We start from the raw sequence: 13417 nt of genomic DNA on the forward strand, positions 1-13417 counted from the left end.
TCGACCGAGGCGCCGTAGTCAGGCGGATCCGCCATGGTAGGTCAGGACCTGCTCGCTGATGCGGATCCGGCCGCCGGGCGGGAGCTCGGTCGGGGACTGGCTGATCCGGGTCCAGCGCGGTTCGCCGGGCGTGGAGACGAAGGTTCCGGCGGCGGTTCCGGCGTCGCGGAGGAAGACCTTGCCCGAGTCGACCGAGAGGTAGGCGTGGACCCGGGAGATGTGGCGATCGCGCTGCAGGACCAGGGGAGCGGCGGTTTTGCGGCGTACCGATTCGTCGACCGAGGGGCCGCGGCCGATGACGTAGGCGCGGTCCAGCGGGTAGGCGGTACCGTCCTCGGCCACCAGGGTCGGCGGGGCCGGATGGGTTTGTTCGGCGCTGGGCGCGGCGCGGGTGTGCGGTTGGGGCCGGGCCGGTTCCTTCCGCAGGCGGATCGGTTCGGGATCCGCGCGCCCGGGCGCCGGCGCGGCCGACCACGCGCGGGTGCCGGGCAGTGGTTCCGCGGCGGGGGCTTCGGCGAGCCCGGTGCGGGGCCCGGAGTGCGATTCGGATACCGGCTCGCTCGCGGCCAGCCCGGCCGGTGCCGTCGCGACGGGTTCGTAGGCGGCCGCCGCTTTCTTCGCCGGGGTGGCGGCCCGGTTCCCGGTACTGCGGCGCACCGCGGCCTTGATGACGAACCCCCCGCCGGGCACCACCCCCGCGCGGAGATCGGTGCGCGGATACGGGGTGATCCGGCCGTCGGCTCCGGGGCCCACGGTCAGGGTGCGCACCGGGTCGCGCACGATCTCGTCCACCCAGGTGAAGGCGCGGGCGCCGACGAGCCGCCGGGAGCCCTCGGCGCCGGAGATCATCGCCGATACCGGGCCGCGCAGCAGAACGAGGGTGCCGTCGGCGGTGGGCGCGACGAGCCCGAACGGGGGCGGCTCCGAACCGGTCCCGAAGACGACCGCGGCGAGCCGCTGTGCGATGGCTGCCCCGGGATGCTCGGCGTCCGCCACGGCTTCGACCGCGCCGAGTATCCGCTCGGTGGACGCATTGGCGCCCACGAGATAGATCACGACATCACCGAACCGCGCGACCAGGCCCTCGCCCGGTGCGATCCCGATAGTGGACGTATCAACGCGCACCCGCGGCTCCTTCCTGGCGCACCACCGGATCCAGCATAGATGCGAATCCGTTACCCGGCTTATGAGATGGTGACGACGGATCGCCGGGGTGAGCGGGGGGACCACCTCGCCGCACGGAACAGAGAGTAGGGACCGTCATGCCGCTCAGCGCACCGGAAGAACGCACCGCGGTGGCCGCTGCCGGGCTATCGGCCGGGCAGCCGGCACTGTCGTACGTCCGGCGGGCAGGTGCGGCGTGATCCGGGCGGCGAGCGCCGCGGATATCCCGGTGCTGCAGGAGATCGAGGTGCGGGCGGGGCAGCCGTTCGCCGCGGTGGGGATGGACGCGGTCGCCGGTGACGAACCGCTGTCGGCCGAGGTGCTGGGCGAATTCGTCCTGGACGATCGCGCCTGGGTCTGGGAGGCCACGGATCGTGGCCCGGTGGGATATCTCATCGCGAGCATCATCGACGGGAACGCCCATATCGACCAGGTGTCGGTCCTGCCCGAATATCGTGGGGCGGGAATCGGCCGGCGCCTGATCGACTGCGCGGTGCGCTGGGCCGCCGACCACCGGTTGCCCGCGATAACGCTCACCACGTTCACCGAGGTGCCGTGGAACGGACCGTATTACCGGCGGCTGGGTTTCCGCTATCTCGATCCGGCCGCGGAGACCCCGCAACTGCACGCCTTGCGGGCCGCCGAGATCGCGCACGGTCTCGACCGCTGGCCCCGGTCGTGTATGTGGGCCGCGGTCGAGAACTGGGAATACGTCTGATTTCACACCGCGGCGGCCACCGCGGCCTCGGCGGCGGCCAGGGCGGCGGCCCGGTCGGCCGGGACCAGTCCGATCCGGGTGCGGCGATCCAGGAGGTCACCGGCGTCGAGGGCGCCCTCCTGCTCCAGTGACCAGCGGAACTCCGCCGCGAGCACATCCGCGCCGGGCGCGACCGGGACCGCCAGATCGGGGTTGGCGGCGGTCAGCGCGACGACCGCGGGGGCGTCGGCGCCGTAGCGTTCGATCAGGAGCTGTGGTGCGGCCAACCGGTCCCGTGCCGCGCCGGCGACCGCGCCGGCCAGCGGCAGATTCCTGGTCCGGCACGGTCCGGCGCCCAGGTGCGCTCGGGCCACGGCGGCGTCGACGGCGTCCTGCGCCATCTTGCGGTAGGTGGTGAGTTTGCCGCCGACCACCGTTACCAGCCCGCTCGGCGCGGTGAGGACCGCGTGCTCCCGGGAGATATCGGCCGTGCTGTCGCCGGCCGTGCGCAGGAGCGGCCGCAGGCCGGCGTAACTGCCGCGGATATCGGTGTGGGTCAGCGGGATGCGCAGCACTGTATTGACCGTGTCGAGCAGGAAGTCGATCTCGGTTTCGGTGGGTCGCGGTTCGTCGGGGACGGGTCCGGGCGCGTCCTCGTCGGTCAAGCCCAGATAGACCCGTCCGTGCGGGGCGGGCAGGGCGAAGATGAACCGGCCGACGGTGCCGGGCACCGGCACGGTCAGCGCCGCGGTGAGCCCGCCGAAGGCGGCGGCGTCGAACACCAGATGGGTGCCGCGGCTGGGTCGCAACTCGATACTCGGATCGACCTGGTCCGCCCAGACGCCGGCCGCGTTGACCACGGCCGCGGCGTGGACCGCGAGGCTTTCGCCGGTCAGGGTGTCGCGCAGGACGGCCCCGGCGCCGCCGACCTGTTCGGCGGCGACCCGGGTCAGCACGGTCGCACCGTGCGCGGCCGCGGTGCGGGCGAGCGCGACCACGAGTCGCGCGTCGTCCACCAGTTGCCCGTCCCATGCCTGCAGGCCGCCGCGCAGTCCCTGCTGCCGCACCGTCGGTGCCAGTCGCAGTGCCTCGGCCCGGGTCACCCGCCGTGATCGCGGTAGCAGTGCCGCCGGCGTGCCCGCGCCCACCCGCAGTGCGTCGCCGGCCAGGAAACCCGCCCGGATCAGGCTCCGGGTGGACAACCCGATCCCGGGCAGCAGCGGGACCAGCTGGGGGAGCGGCCGGACCAGATGGGACGCGGTACGGCGCAGCAGGATGCCGCGCTCCACCGCGCTCTCGTGCGCGATGCCGATCTGCCCACTCGCCAGGTAGCGCAGTCCGCCGTGGACCAGTTTCGAACTCCAGCGGCTGGTGCCGTGGGCGAGGTCGTGGCGTTCCACCAGGACGGTGCGCAGTCCGCGGGCGGCCGCGTCGAGCGCGACGCCGGCGCCGGTCACACCGCCCCCGATCACGAGCAGGTCGACGGTCGGGTGGTCACCGAGGGCTGCGAGCTCACGGCGCCGGCGGTGTGCGTTCAACGCGGGCCCCGCGGTGGGGGAAGGGTTCTCGGCCATCTGTTTCTCGGCACGGCGTCCGCCGGGGAGACGGAACGGAAGGCGGGGACGATCGCCGCTTCCGGATGCGCCGGGCGCTACTCCTTCCTGGCAGGTGGGATCACGGGGCGAGATAGGTATCGAGAGCGTGCCGGAGTTCGGTGTCGAGCGCGGATCCGTCGAGCAGATGGGCGACCGTGGCCGCCGACTGCACCGCGGACTGGGTGATCAGCAGCACCATGGCCGCCAGCCGATCCGGGTCGCCGGCCCGGACCGACCCGTCCGCCTGACCGTCGCGGATGCCGGTACCGAACAGGTCGAGCAGTTGGCGCTGGTTGCGGCCCAGCCGGCCGAAGACGTAGGTGAGCATCAGGTCGGTATCGGTGCGGAAGATCTTGCCGAACAGCGGGTTCGACCGGACCTCCGCCGCGCCGGCCACCACCCCGGTGACCAGCCGGTCCCGGGCCGGGCCGCCGGTCGGTACCGCCGTGGCGATGATCTCGCTCAGTTCGCGCACCAGTAGTTCGGCGACCAGGTCGCGGCTGTCGGACCACCGGCGGTAGACGGTCGGCCGGCTCACGCCCGCCCGGCGGGCGACCTCGGTGAGTGTGGTGCGCCGGACGCCGAACTCCGCGACGCATTCACGGGCCGCGTCCAGGATCGTCTGCTCGACCGCTGCTGCGCCGGATGACACGGACTCGACCTCGTCTCCAGTTCGGGTTACTGCTTGACACTACATGTCAAACTGTAACGCATGACAGGTGAGCAAGGCGAACGTCCGGTGAACTCGGCATCGAGCGCACGGCGACCGGATATGGTGTGGGACGCCTGGGGTGTTCCCGCCGGGCACACACCACTACCCGAGCAGATCCGCGGCCTGCTGATACAGGTGTTCGGAATCTCCGGGGAGCCGGCGACGCGTCGTGATGAGGGCGATGTGCCGCTCCGGCCGTCGGTCCTGTCCCCGGACCGGCGGGCCGGTCTGGCCGACCTCGTCGGCGCGGACCATATCTCCACCGAACCGGTCACCCGGTTGCGGCACGCCGGTGGTAAGAGCACCCCCGACCTGCTGCGACGACGCGATCTCGCGCCGCAGGACGCACCGGACGCGGTGGTCTTCCCCGCCGGTCACGACGAGGTGGCCGCTGTCCTCGCCTACTGCTCGGAGCAGGGCATCGCCGTGGTGCCCTTCGGCGGCGGCACCAGCGTGGTCGGTGGGCTCGACCCCGTGCGCGGGGCGTTCGACACGGTGATCGCGCTGGACTTGCGACGGCTGGACGCCCTGCTGGACTGCGACCCGGTCACCGGCACCGCCACCTTCGGCGCCGGGGTCACCGGTCCGCGTGCCGAACAGTTGCTCGCCGAGCACGGGCTCTCACTGGGCCATTTCCCGCAGAGTTTCGAATACGCCAGCATCGGCGGATTCGCCGCGACCCGGTCGTCGGGTCAGGCGTCCGCGGGGTACGGCCGGTTCGACGATATGGTCCAGCGGGTCCGGGTGGCCACGCCTACGGGAAGCGTGCTGCTGGGCCGGGCACCCGCTTCGGCCGCCGGACCCGATCTGCGTGAACTGTTCGTCGGTTCGGAGGGCGCGCTCGGCGTCCTCACCGAGGTCACGGTCCGCGTCCATCCCATTCCGGAGACCACCACCCATATGGCCTGGTCGTTCCCGGATTTCGCGACCGGAGCGGCCGCGTTGCGCGCGGTCGTGCAGACGGGCGCGGCGCCGACGGTGCTGCGGTTGTCCGACGAAGCCGAAACCGGGCTGAACCTGGCACGGGCCGGAAACGTGGGCGGGGCATCGGTTTCCGGTTGTCTCGCGGTGACCACGTTCGAGGGCACCGCCACCCATACCGCGGCCCGTGGTGCCGAGGCCGCCGCGGTACTGCGCGCCGCCGGTGGTACCGAACTCGGTCCGGAGCCGGCCCGGGAGTGGCAGCACGGCCGTTTCGCGGCCCCTTACCTGCGTGATTCGCTCCTGGATGTCGGGGTGCTGTGCGAAACCCTGGAGACCGCGACCACCTGGAGCGCACTGGCCGATCTGAAGGCGAAGGTGACGAGCGCGCTCACCGATTCGCTGACCGCCCAGGGTGCGCCCGCCCTGGTGATGTGCCATATCTCGCACACCTACCCGACCGGCGCGTCACTGTATTTCACGGTGGTGGCCAAACAGCTGGACGATCCGATCGCGCAGTGGCGGGCCGCGAAAGCGGCCGCCGGGGACGCCATCGCCGCCGCCGGCGCCACCATCACCCATCACCACGCGGTGGGCGTGGACCACCGCGCCTGGCTGCCCGGCGAGATCGGCGACCTGGGGGTGCGGGTATTGCGCGCGGTGAAACGCGAGATCGACCCGGCCGGGATCCTCAACCCTGGCAAACTGCTGCCATGACGCGCGCAGCGGATCCCCGGGAGGTGCGTACGGTCGCCGTGGTGACCAACCCCGCCTCCGGGCAGGGCCGGGCGCGCGAGGCCGCCCGCACCGTCGTGGACCGGCTGAGCGCGGACGGCGTGGCGGTCGTCGAGATCCACGCACCCTCCGCCGCGCGGACCCGTGAGCAGGTGCGCGATCTGGTGACCGGTGGCGCGCCGGACGCGGTCGTCTGCGTCGGTGGTGACGGGCTGGTGAACACGATCCTGGACCCGCTGGCCCGATCGGGGGTTCCACTGGCCCTGGTCCCGGCGGGCACGGGCAACGACCTGGCGCGTGAACTGGGTATCGCCGACGAGCCCGCCCGTGCCGCGGAACTGGTCCGATCCGGGCAGGTGCGCACCATCGACCTGGGCCGGCTGGAACCCGCCGGGCACGACCCGATGTGGTTCGCCACCGTCGCATGCACCGGTTTCGACGCCCGGGTCACCCTGCGTGCCAACCGGATGCGTTATCCGCGCGGCCGGTCCCGCTACACCTTCGCCGCGGTCGCGGAGATCGCGCACGGAATCGCGGTGCCCTACCGGATCGAATTGGGCGGCCCGGCCGCGGAGGTGATCACCACCGAGGCGTTACTGGTCGCGGTGGGTAACACCACCACCTACGGCGGCGGCATGCTCATCTGCCCGGACGCCCGGTGCGACGACGGTCTGCTCGATGTGACCGTGGTCGGCAAGGTTTCGCATCTGGAGATGCTGCGGATCCTGCCCGCGCTCTCGGCAGGCCGGCGGATCGACCATCCCGCGGTGCGCCAGTACCGGGCCGAATCGCTGGGTTTGGCCGCTCCCGGCGCCCCGGCCACCGCCGACGGCGAACCCGCGGGCCGGTTGCCGCTCACCGTGCGCGTCGAACCCCGGGCGCTCACCGTCCTGACCCCCTGACCACGGGTCAGGCGGCGAACCGGACCCGCAGTCGGTCCACGCCGACCCGGTCGACCACCACGACCGAGGCGGGCGCGGGCCGGGGACCGGCTCCGGCCTCCAGCCGCCCCAGCATCCGTCTCCAGCGCCACACGTGCCAGTGGAACGACAACAGCCCGACCCGCCGCCCCCGCGCGTATTGTCCGGCCCGGGCGACCGTCGCCGGCACATCCAGTAACACCATGTGCAGTTCGCGGCCGTGCCGGACGGCCCAGCGGGTCAGCATCCGGCGCGTGAAACCGATGGTGCCGCAGTCGTGGATCACCACCGGGCCGGTGTGATCGCGCAAGGCGACCCAGATGCGGCCGAAATGCACGACGTGCACCACCGGCCGCCACAGCGGGTAGGGCAGCCAGGCCAGCCGGCGCCGCCACGCATTGCGGGCATGGATGGAATCGAGCACTACCGACTGATCGGGACCGGGTAGCGCCTGCTCGGCATCGGGGTCGGCGCCGAACAGCCGGCGCAGTGCGGTGCTCTTGCCCGCGCCGGGTATTCCGGCGAACAGCACGGCCGCGCTCGCCGGGTACCGGAGCTCCCGCGTCGGCCGGCCCCGTAGGTCGTCGACGGCCCGGGGCCGGACGATTTCCGAATCCGATTCGGGGAAGATGGATTCCGCAGGGTCCAACGGTAACGAGTCGAGCGGGGGGTTCACCCCGTCCAGGGTCCCCAGTCGAACCGGATTCGGCAAGAATGTCGGCTTTGTCCGCTCGAGGTCACAGGTTTCGGTCGAGCCCGCCTACTGCGGTAGGCCGGGCGCCCGTCTGAGAATTCCGGTGCTCAAGCTGAGAATTGTTTATGGATTAGCAGCGCGGGCCGGGATCGGCGGTAGTCTTACTGCTGTAGGCGGAGTCTTCGGTGTCCCTCATCCACCGAAGGCTCCGCCTCGATTTTTCTCCGCCACCTTTCCCGAGGTCCGGCGCGGTGTCCCCATCGTTCCCGTCCTGCGGCAATCGCGCTCTCCCCGCTGTCCCACGTAGCGGGACTCCGCTGTGCGCATTCGCGACACCGACCCTCCGGCAGGTCGTTCGTCCGGCGGACCCACCCTTGTGCGCAGCGACCGAAGGTCCGCGACCGGCGGTGTGCGGTCGGCCGTTCGCGGCGGGTCGCCATGAAGCACCGGCGGTGTGGTGGTCCGCCCGGGCCGGCCGGGGCGAACGTCCGCGCTCACCTCGCGTCCATTCCGGACGGTCGGGCTCCGACCCCGCAACACCGGCGGCGACGCCCTAGACACTAGAATCGCGGCGTGACCAGCGCAGCCCCTGACAACACGCGTAATCGTGCCGATGCCCTCCCCAAGAGCTGGAATCCCGGCGAGGTGGAGGCCGACCTGTACGAGCGCTGGGTAGCCGCCGGTTACTTCCACGCCGACCCGCACAGTTCCGCGCCCGCGTACTCGATCGTGCTGCCGCCGCCCAATGTCACGGGCACGCTGCACATGGGTCATGCGCTCGACCACACGCTCATGGACACCTTGGCGCGCCGTAAGCGGATGCAGGGTTACGAGGTGCTGTGGCTGCCCGGGATGGATCATGCCGGTATCGCCACCCAGACGGTGGTGGAGAAGCAGCTCGCCGCGGACGGGAAGACCAAAGAGGATTTCGGCCGCGAACTGTTCGTGCAGAAGGTCTGGGACTGGAAGCGTGAATCCGGTGGCGCCATCCAGTGGCAGATGCGGGCGCTCGGCGACAGTGTGGACTGGTCACGGGACCGGTTCACCATGGACGAGGGCCTGTCGCGCGCGGTCCAGACGATCTTCAAACGTCTCTACGACGCGGGTTTGATCTATCGTGCCGAGCGGCTGGTGAACTGGTCGCCGGAACTGCGTACCGCCATCTCCGATATCGAGGTCAAGTACGAGGACGTCGAGGGTGAACTGGTGTCCCTGCGGTACGGGTCGCTCGACGATGCCGAACCGCATGTCGTGGTCGCCACCACCCGGGTGGAGACCATGCTCGGTGACACCGCGGTCGCGGTGCACCCGGAGGATCCCCGGTACCGGGGGCTGATCGGTACCACCCTCGAACATCCCATCACCGGACGGCAGATCCCGATCATCGCCGACGACTATGTGGATCCCGAATTCGGTTCCGGCGCGGTGAAGATCACGCCCGCCCACGATCCGAACGACTTCGAGATGGGCCTGCGGCACAACCTGCCGATGCCCACGATCATGGACGAACGCGGCCGGATCGCCGATACCGGTACCGAATTCGACGGGATGGACCGGTTCGAGGCGCGGGTGAAGATTCGTGAGCGGTTGGCCTCCGAAGGCCGGATCGTCGCCGAGAAGCGCCCTTACCTGCACAGTGTCGGGCATTCCGAGCGCAGCGGCGAAGCGATCGAGCCGCGGCTGTCCATGCAGTGGTGGGTGAAGGTCGAATCGCTGGCCAAGGCGGCCGGTGACGCGGTCCGCAACGGCGATACCGTGATCCACCCGGCGAGCCAGGAACCGCGCTGGTTCGACTGGGTCGACGATATGCACGACTGGTGTATCTCGCGGCAGCTGTGGTGGGGCCATCGCATTCCCATCTGGTACGGGCCCGAGGGCGAAGTCGTGTGCGTCGGCCCCGACGAGCAGGCCCCCGAGGGATGGGTGCAGGATCCCGATGTCCTGGACACCTGGTTCTCCTCCGGGCTGTGGCCGTTCTCCACGATGGGCTGGCCGGACGCGACCCCGGAGCTGGCGAAGTTCTATCCGACCAGCGTGCTGGTCACCGGATACGACATCCTGTTCTTCTGGGTGGCCCGGATGATGATGTTCGGTACCTTCGTCGCCGACGACGCCGCGGTGTCCACCGGTAAAGGCGGGGCCTATCAGATTCCCTTCAAGGATGTCTTCCTGCACGGTCTGATCCGCGATCAGTTCGGCCGGAAGATGTCGAAGTCCCGGGGCAACGGGATCGACCCGCTGGACTGGATCAACAACTACGGCGCGGACGCGCTGCGCTTCACACTGGCCCGCGGCGCCCAGCCCGGCGGTGATCTCTCGGTCGGCGAACCCCATGCCCTGGCTTCGCGCAGTTTCGTCACCAAGTTGTTCAACGCGACGAAGTTCGCGCTCATGAACGGTGCCCGCCCGGGGACGGTGCCGGCGCGGGAGACGCTGACCGACGCCGACCGCTGGATCGTGGACCGGCTCGACGAGGTGCTCGCCGAGGTCGACGCCGCGTTCGACGCCTACGAGTTCGGTAAGGCCTGCGAGGCTCTCTACCACTTCGCGTGGGACGAGCTCTGCGACTGGTATCTGGAACTGTCCAAGGTCCAGTTCGCCGAGAGCGAGGAGCGGGCCGAGTCCACCCGGGTCGTGCTCGGGTCGGTGCTCGACGCGGTGCTGCGGTTGCTCCACCCGGTGATCCCGTTCGTCACCGAATCGCTGTGGCAGGCGCTGACCGGCGCGGAGTCGGTGGTCGTGGCGGCCTGGCCGGAGCGCACCGGGACGCCCACCGACACCGGCGCGGCGCAGCGTATCGCCGATGTGCAGCGGCTGGTCACCGAGATCCGCCGGTTCCGCAGTGATCAGGGGCTGAACGATAAGCAGAAGGTCGCGGCACGGGTGCTCGGCCTGGACGCGGCGGGCCTGGCGCATCTCCATCCGGAAGTGAGCACGCTGGGCCGGCTCACCGAGCCCGGCGCGGATTTCGCGGCGACCGCTTCGGTGGAGGTGCGGCTCAGCGGCACCACGGTCACCGTCGAGGTCGACACCTCCGGCACCGTGGACCTCGCGGCCGAGCGGCGTCGCCTGGAGAAGGATCTGGCGGTCGCGCAGAAGGAACTCGCGGGGACCGAGGCCAAACTCGGTAACGAGGCGTTCCTGGCCAAGGCGCCGGAACCGGTGGTGGACAAGATCCGGGCCCGGCGTGAGGTCGCCGCGGCCGAGGTGGAGCGGATCGGGGCCCGCCTGGCCGAGCTGAGCGACAAGTGAACGCCCACGACGACGATGCCGAGCCGGAGCCCCGCAACGGCGGCTCCCGGCTCGGCACCGGGCCGTCGCCGGTGGATCTTGCGGAGATGGCGCTGGTCGAGGCGGAACTCGACCAGCGCTGGCCGGAAACCAAGATCGAACCGTCGCTCACCCGGATCGCCACGCTGATGGATGTGCTGGGTTCACCGCAGCACGGCTTCCCGGCGATCCATGTCGCGGGCACCAACGGTAAGACCTCGGTGACCCGGATGATCGACTCCCTGCTCACCGCGCTGCACCGCCGGACCGGCCGGCTCACCAGCCCGCATCTGCAGCTGGCCACCGAGCGGATCAGTATCGACAACCGGCCGATCTCCCCGGCCCGCTATGTCGAGCTGTACCGCGAGATGCAGCCCTATATCGAGATGATCGACGCCCAGTCGGCGACCGCGGGCGGCCCGGCGATGAGCAAATTCGAGGTGCTCACCGCCATGGCCTACGCGGCGTTCGCCGAGGCGCCGGTGGATGTGGCGGTCGTGGAGACCGGTATGGGTGGCAGCTGGGACGCCACCAATGTGATCGACGCGCAGGTCGCGGTCATCACCCCCATCGGCCTCGACCACACCGAATACCTGGGCCCGGATCTGGCCTCCATCGCCAAGGAGAAGGCCGGGATCATCAAACGCGCCCCGGAGTCGCTGGTCCCCACCGATACGGTCGCGATCATCGCCGAACAGGACCCCGAGGCGCTCGAGGTACTGCTACGCCGGGCCGTGGAAACCGATGCGGCGGTGGCACGGGCCGGTTCGGAGTTCCGGGTGCTGAGCCGACGGATCGCCGTGGGTGGGCAGCAGCTCGAACTGCAGGGGCTCGGCGGGGTCTACGACGAGATCTTCCTGCCCCTGCACGGCGAGCACCAGGCCCACAACGCGGCGCTCGCGCTGGCCGCGGTGGAAGCGTTCTTCGGGGCCGGCGCCCAGCGCCAACTGGACATCGATGCGGTCCGCGCCGGTTTCGCCGAGGTCACCAGCCCCGGCCGCCTCGAACGGATGCGCAACGCGCCCACCCTGTTCATCGATGCCGCGCACAACCCGGCCGGTGCCACCGCGCTGGCCGCGACGCTGACCTCCGAGTTCGATTTCCGCAAGCTTGTCGGTGTGGTCGCGGTGCTGGCGGACAAGGATGTCGGCGGTATCCTCGCCGCGCTGGAACCGGTTTTCGACGAGATCGTGGTGACCACCAACGGGTCCCCCCGGGCGCTGCCGGTGGATCAGCTCGCCGATCTGGCGGTTCAGCGGTTCGGCGACGAGCGGGTGGTCACCGCGGACTCGTTGCCGGATGCGCTGGAAACCGCCGTCGCGCTCGCGGAGGAGGTCGGCGCGTCCGGTGAGATGGTCTCCGGCGCGGGTGTGGTGGTCACCGGTTCGGTGGTCACCGCCGGTACCGCGCGCGCCCTGTTCGGGAAGGATCCGGCGTAATGCCGAGGACCGGCCGCCGCCGACAACGAGGAACAGTATGAGTGAGCCCGAAGCGCCGAAGCCCGAGGCGACGACCCCGGCTCCGCCCGACCCCTGGAAGGGCCTGCGTGGGGTGATGGCGGGTGCCCTCGTACTCGAGGCGATCACGGTGTTGCTGGCGCTGCCGGTGGTCGCCGATATCGCCGGTGGTGTCACCTGGGTATCGGGTACCTACCTGGTGGTACTTGCCCTGGTGATGATCGCGGGCGCGGGCCTGCAGCGTCGTTCCTGGGCGGTCCCGTTCAATCTGGGGTTGCAGGTGCCGGTGCTGATCGGCGGAGTGTTCCATCTGTCGATCGCGGTCATCGGCGTGGTCTTCCTCGCGGTCTGGGCCTTCATCCTGCTGCTGCGCTCGGATGTGAAACGGCGGATGGACGAGGGGACGCTGCCGAGCCAGCGCATGTCCGGCGGTTCCTGACCGAGGTCGCCGGGCCGTCGCCGGCGATCCGCCCACCCGGCCTGGTCAGGCCGACGCTACTCGCGCGTAGGGCGGGGGAGGACTGGTTGGGCCCCGCCCGGCGGCGCCCATTAGGCTGACCGCGTGACAGAGCAGACGTTGATTCTGATCAAACCGGACGGTGTGGCCCGCGGCTACGTCGGCGAAGTACTGAACCGGATCGAGCGCAAGGGTCTTACCATCGCGGCCCTCGAGCTCAAGCAGGTGACCGAGGAAGTGGCCGCCGAACACTACGCCGAGCACGCGGAGAAGCCGTTCTACCGCTCGCTGATCGAGTTCATCACCTCGGGGCCGGTCGTCGCGGCGGTCCTGGAGGGTCCGCGCGCCATCGCCGCCTTCCGGCAGCTGGCCGGCGGTACCGATCCCGTCGAGAAGGCCGCGCCCGGCAGTATCCGCGGTGACCTGGGCCTCGAGACCCAGTACAACCTGGTCCACGGTTCGGACTCGCCCGACTCGGCCAAACGCGAAATCTCCCTCTGGTTCCCCGAATTCCCCCTCTGATCACTGTTCGGTGACGGGCCCACCGGACCCGTGCGAGTGCCTCGCGCAGCGCCACGGCGAACACCTGGCGCACGGTGTGGGATACTGATACATGGTTGCGCTCCACAGTGGGCACGACCGGATGACACACTGCGGAACGATGCCGCCATCGCTGCCGCGGACGCACAGCCGGATTTCTGGGCTGCGTCTGCCCGGCGCGCTGGACGAGCGCTCGGACCGCGGCGTTCAGCCATATGCCAGGCGCCGCGTGGCCAGTTAGCCCGACCGACGTGA

At 70.5% G+C, this 13417-nt stretch carries 11 protein-coding genes; 7 read left to right on the plus strand and 4 right to left on the minus strand.

Annotation, left to right across the window (positions count from 1 at the left end):
* Window positions 1-18 precede the first annotated feature (18 nt).
* Window positions 19-1125 (minus strand): FHA domain-containing protein, encoded by a 1107-nt coding sequence (locus tag IG75_RS0120930; RefSeq protein ID WP_030523245.1) that lies wholly within the window; start codon window positions 1123-1125, stop codon window positions 19-21.
* 235 nt (window positions 1126-1360) lie between these two features.
* Between IG75_RS0120930 and IG75_RS0120935 the strand changes: the two genes are divergently transcribed.
* Window positions 1361-1882 (plus strand): GNAT family N-acetyltransferase, encoded by a 522-nt coding sequence (locus tag IG75_RS0120935; protein WP_030523244.1) that lies wholly within the window; start codon window positions 1361-1363, stop codon window positions 1880-1882.
* A 2-nt stretch (window positions 1883-1884) separates the two neighbouring features.
* Here IG75_RS0120935 and IG75_RS0120940 read toward each other — a convergent pair whose 3' ends face one another.
* The gene (locus IG75_RS0120940; protein WP_030523243.1) at window positions 1885-3435 is read right to left on the minus strand and encodes a glycerol-3-phosphate dehydrogenase/oxidase; all 1551 of its coding nucleotides are present in this window, start codon (window positions 3433-3435) and stop codon (window positions 1885-1887) included.
* A gap of 100 nt (window positions 3436-3535) precedes the next feature.
* Entirely contained in the window at window positions 3536-4108 is a 573-nt protein-coding gene (locus tag IG75_RS0120945; protein WP_030523242.1) for a TetR/AcrR family transcriptional regulator, read from the minus strand.
* Window positions 4109-4228: 120 nt separating this feature from the next.
* Between IG75_RS0120945 and IG75_RS0120950 the strand changes: the two genes are divergently transcribed.
* Together IG75_RS0120950 and IG75_RS0120955 are read left to right on the plus strand one after the other, a co-directional pair.
* A complete protein-coding gene (locus IG75_RS0120950; protein ID WP_030523241.1) occupies window positions 4229-5806 on the plus strand; it encodes an FAD-binding oxidoreductase in 1578 nt (525 codons plus the stop codon).
* Window positions 5803-6726: a diacylglycerol kinase family protein gene (locus tag IG75_RS0120955; protein WP_030523240.1), complete on the plus strand. Its 924-nt coding sequence runs from the start codon at window positions 5803-5805 to the stop codon at window positions 6724-6726. The genes IG75_RS0120950 and IG75_RS0120955 overlap by 4 nt, the downstream gene beginning before the upstream one ends.
* Window positions 6727-6733: 7 nt before the next feature.
* Here the strand turns inward: IG75_RS0120955 and IG75_RS0120960 are convergent, their stop codons facing one another.
* A complete protein-coding gene (locus tag IG75_RS0120960; RefSeq protein WP_030523239.1) occupies window positions 6734-7420 on the minus strand; it encodes an AAA family ATPase in 687 nt (228 codons plus the stop codon).
* 591 nt (window positions 7421-8011) lie between these two features.
* Here IG75_RS0120960 and IG75_RS0120965 point away from each other — a divergent pair.
* The 4 genes from IG75_RS0120965 (at window position 8012) to ndk (ending at window position 13144) form a co-directional block, all read left to right on the plus strand.
* Entirely contained in the window at window positions 8012-10690 is a 2679-nt protein-coding gene (locus IG75_RS0120965) for a valine--tRNA ligase (RefSeq protein ID WP_030523238.1), read from the plus strand.
* Entirely contained in the window at window positions 10687-12147 is a 1461-nt protein-coding gene (gene folC / locus IG75_RS0120970) for a bifunctional tetrahydrofolate synthase/dihydrofolate synthase (RefSeq protein WP_030523237.1), read from the plus strand. Before IG75_RS0120965 ends, folC begins: the two co-directional genes overlap by 4 nt.
* Window positions 12148-12184: 37 nt before the next feature.
* Window positions 12185-12604 carry a DUF4233 domain-containing protein gene (locus IG75_RS0120975; protein WP_030523236.1) on the plus strand — a complete coding sequence of 140 codons (420 nt, stop codon included), beginning with the start codon at window positions 12185-12187 and terminating at the stop codon, window positions 12602-12604.
* A gap of 123 nt (window positions 12605-12727) precedes the next feature.
* On the plus strand, window positions 12728-13144 hold the full coding sequence (gene ndk / locus IG75_RS0120980) for a nucleoside-diphosphate kinase (protein WP_030523235.1): 417 nt from the start codon (window positions 12728-12730) through the stop codon (window positions 13142-13144).
* The last annotated feature ends 273 nt before the right edge of the window (window positions 13145-13417 follow it).

The sequence above is a fragment of the Nocardia rhamnosiphila NBRC 108938 genome, from assembly GCF_000720425.1.
GTDB lineage: Bacteria > Actinomycetota > Actinomycetes > Mycobacteriales > Mycobacteriaceae > Nocardia > Nocardia rhamnosiphila.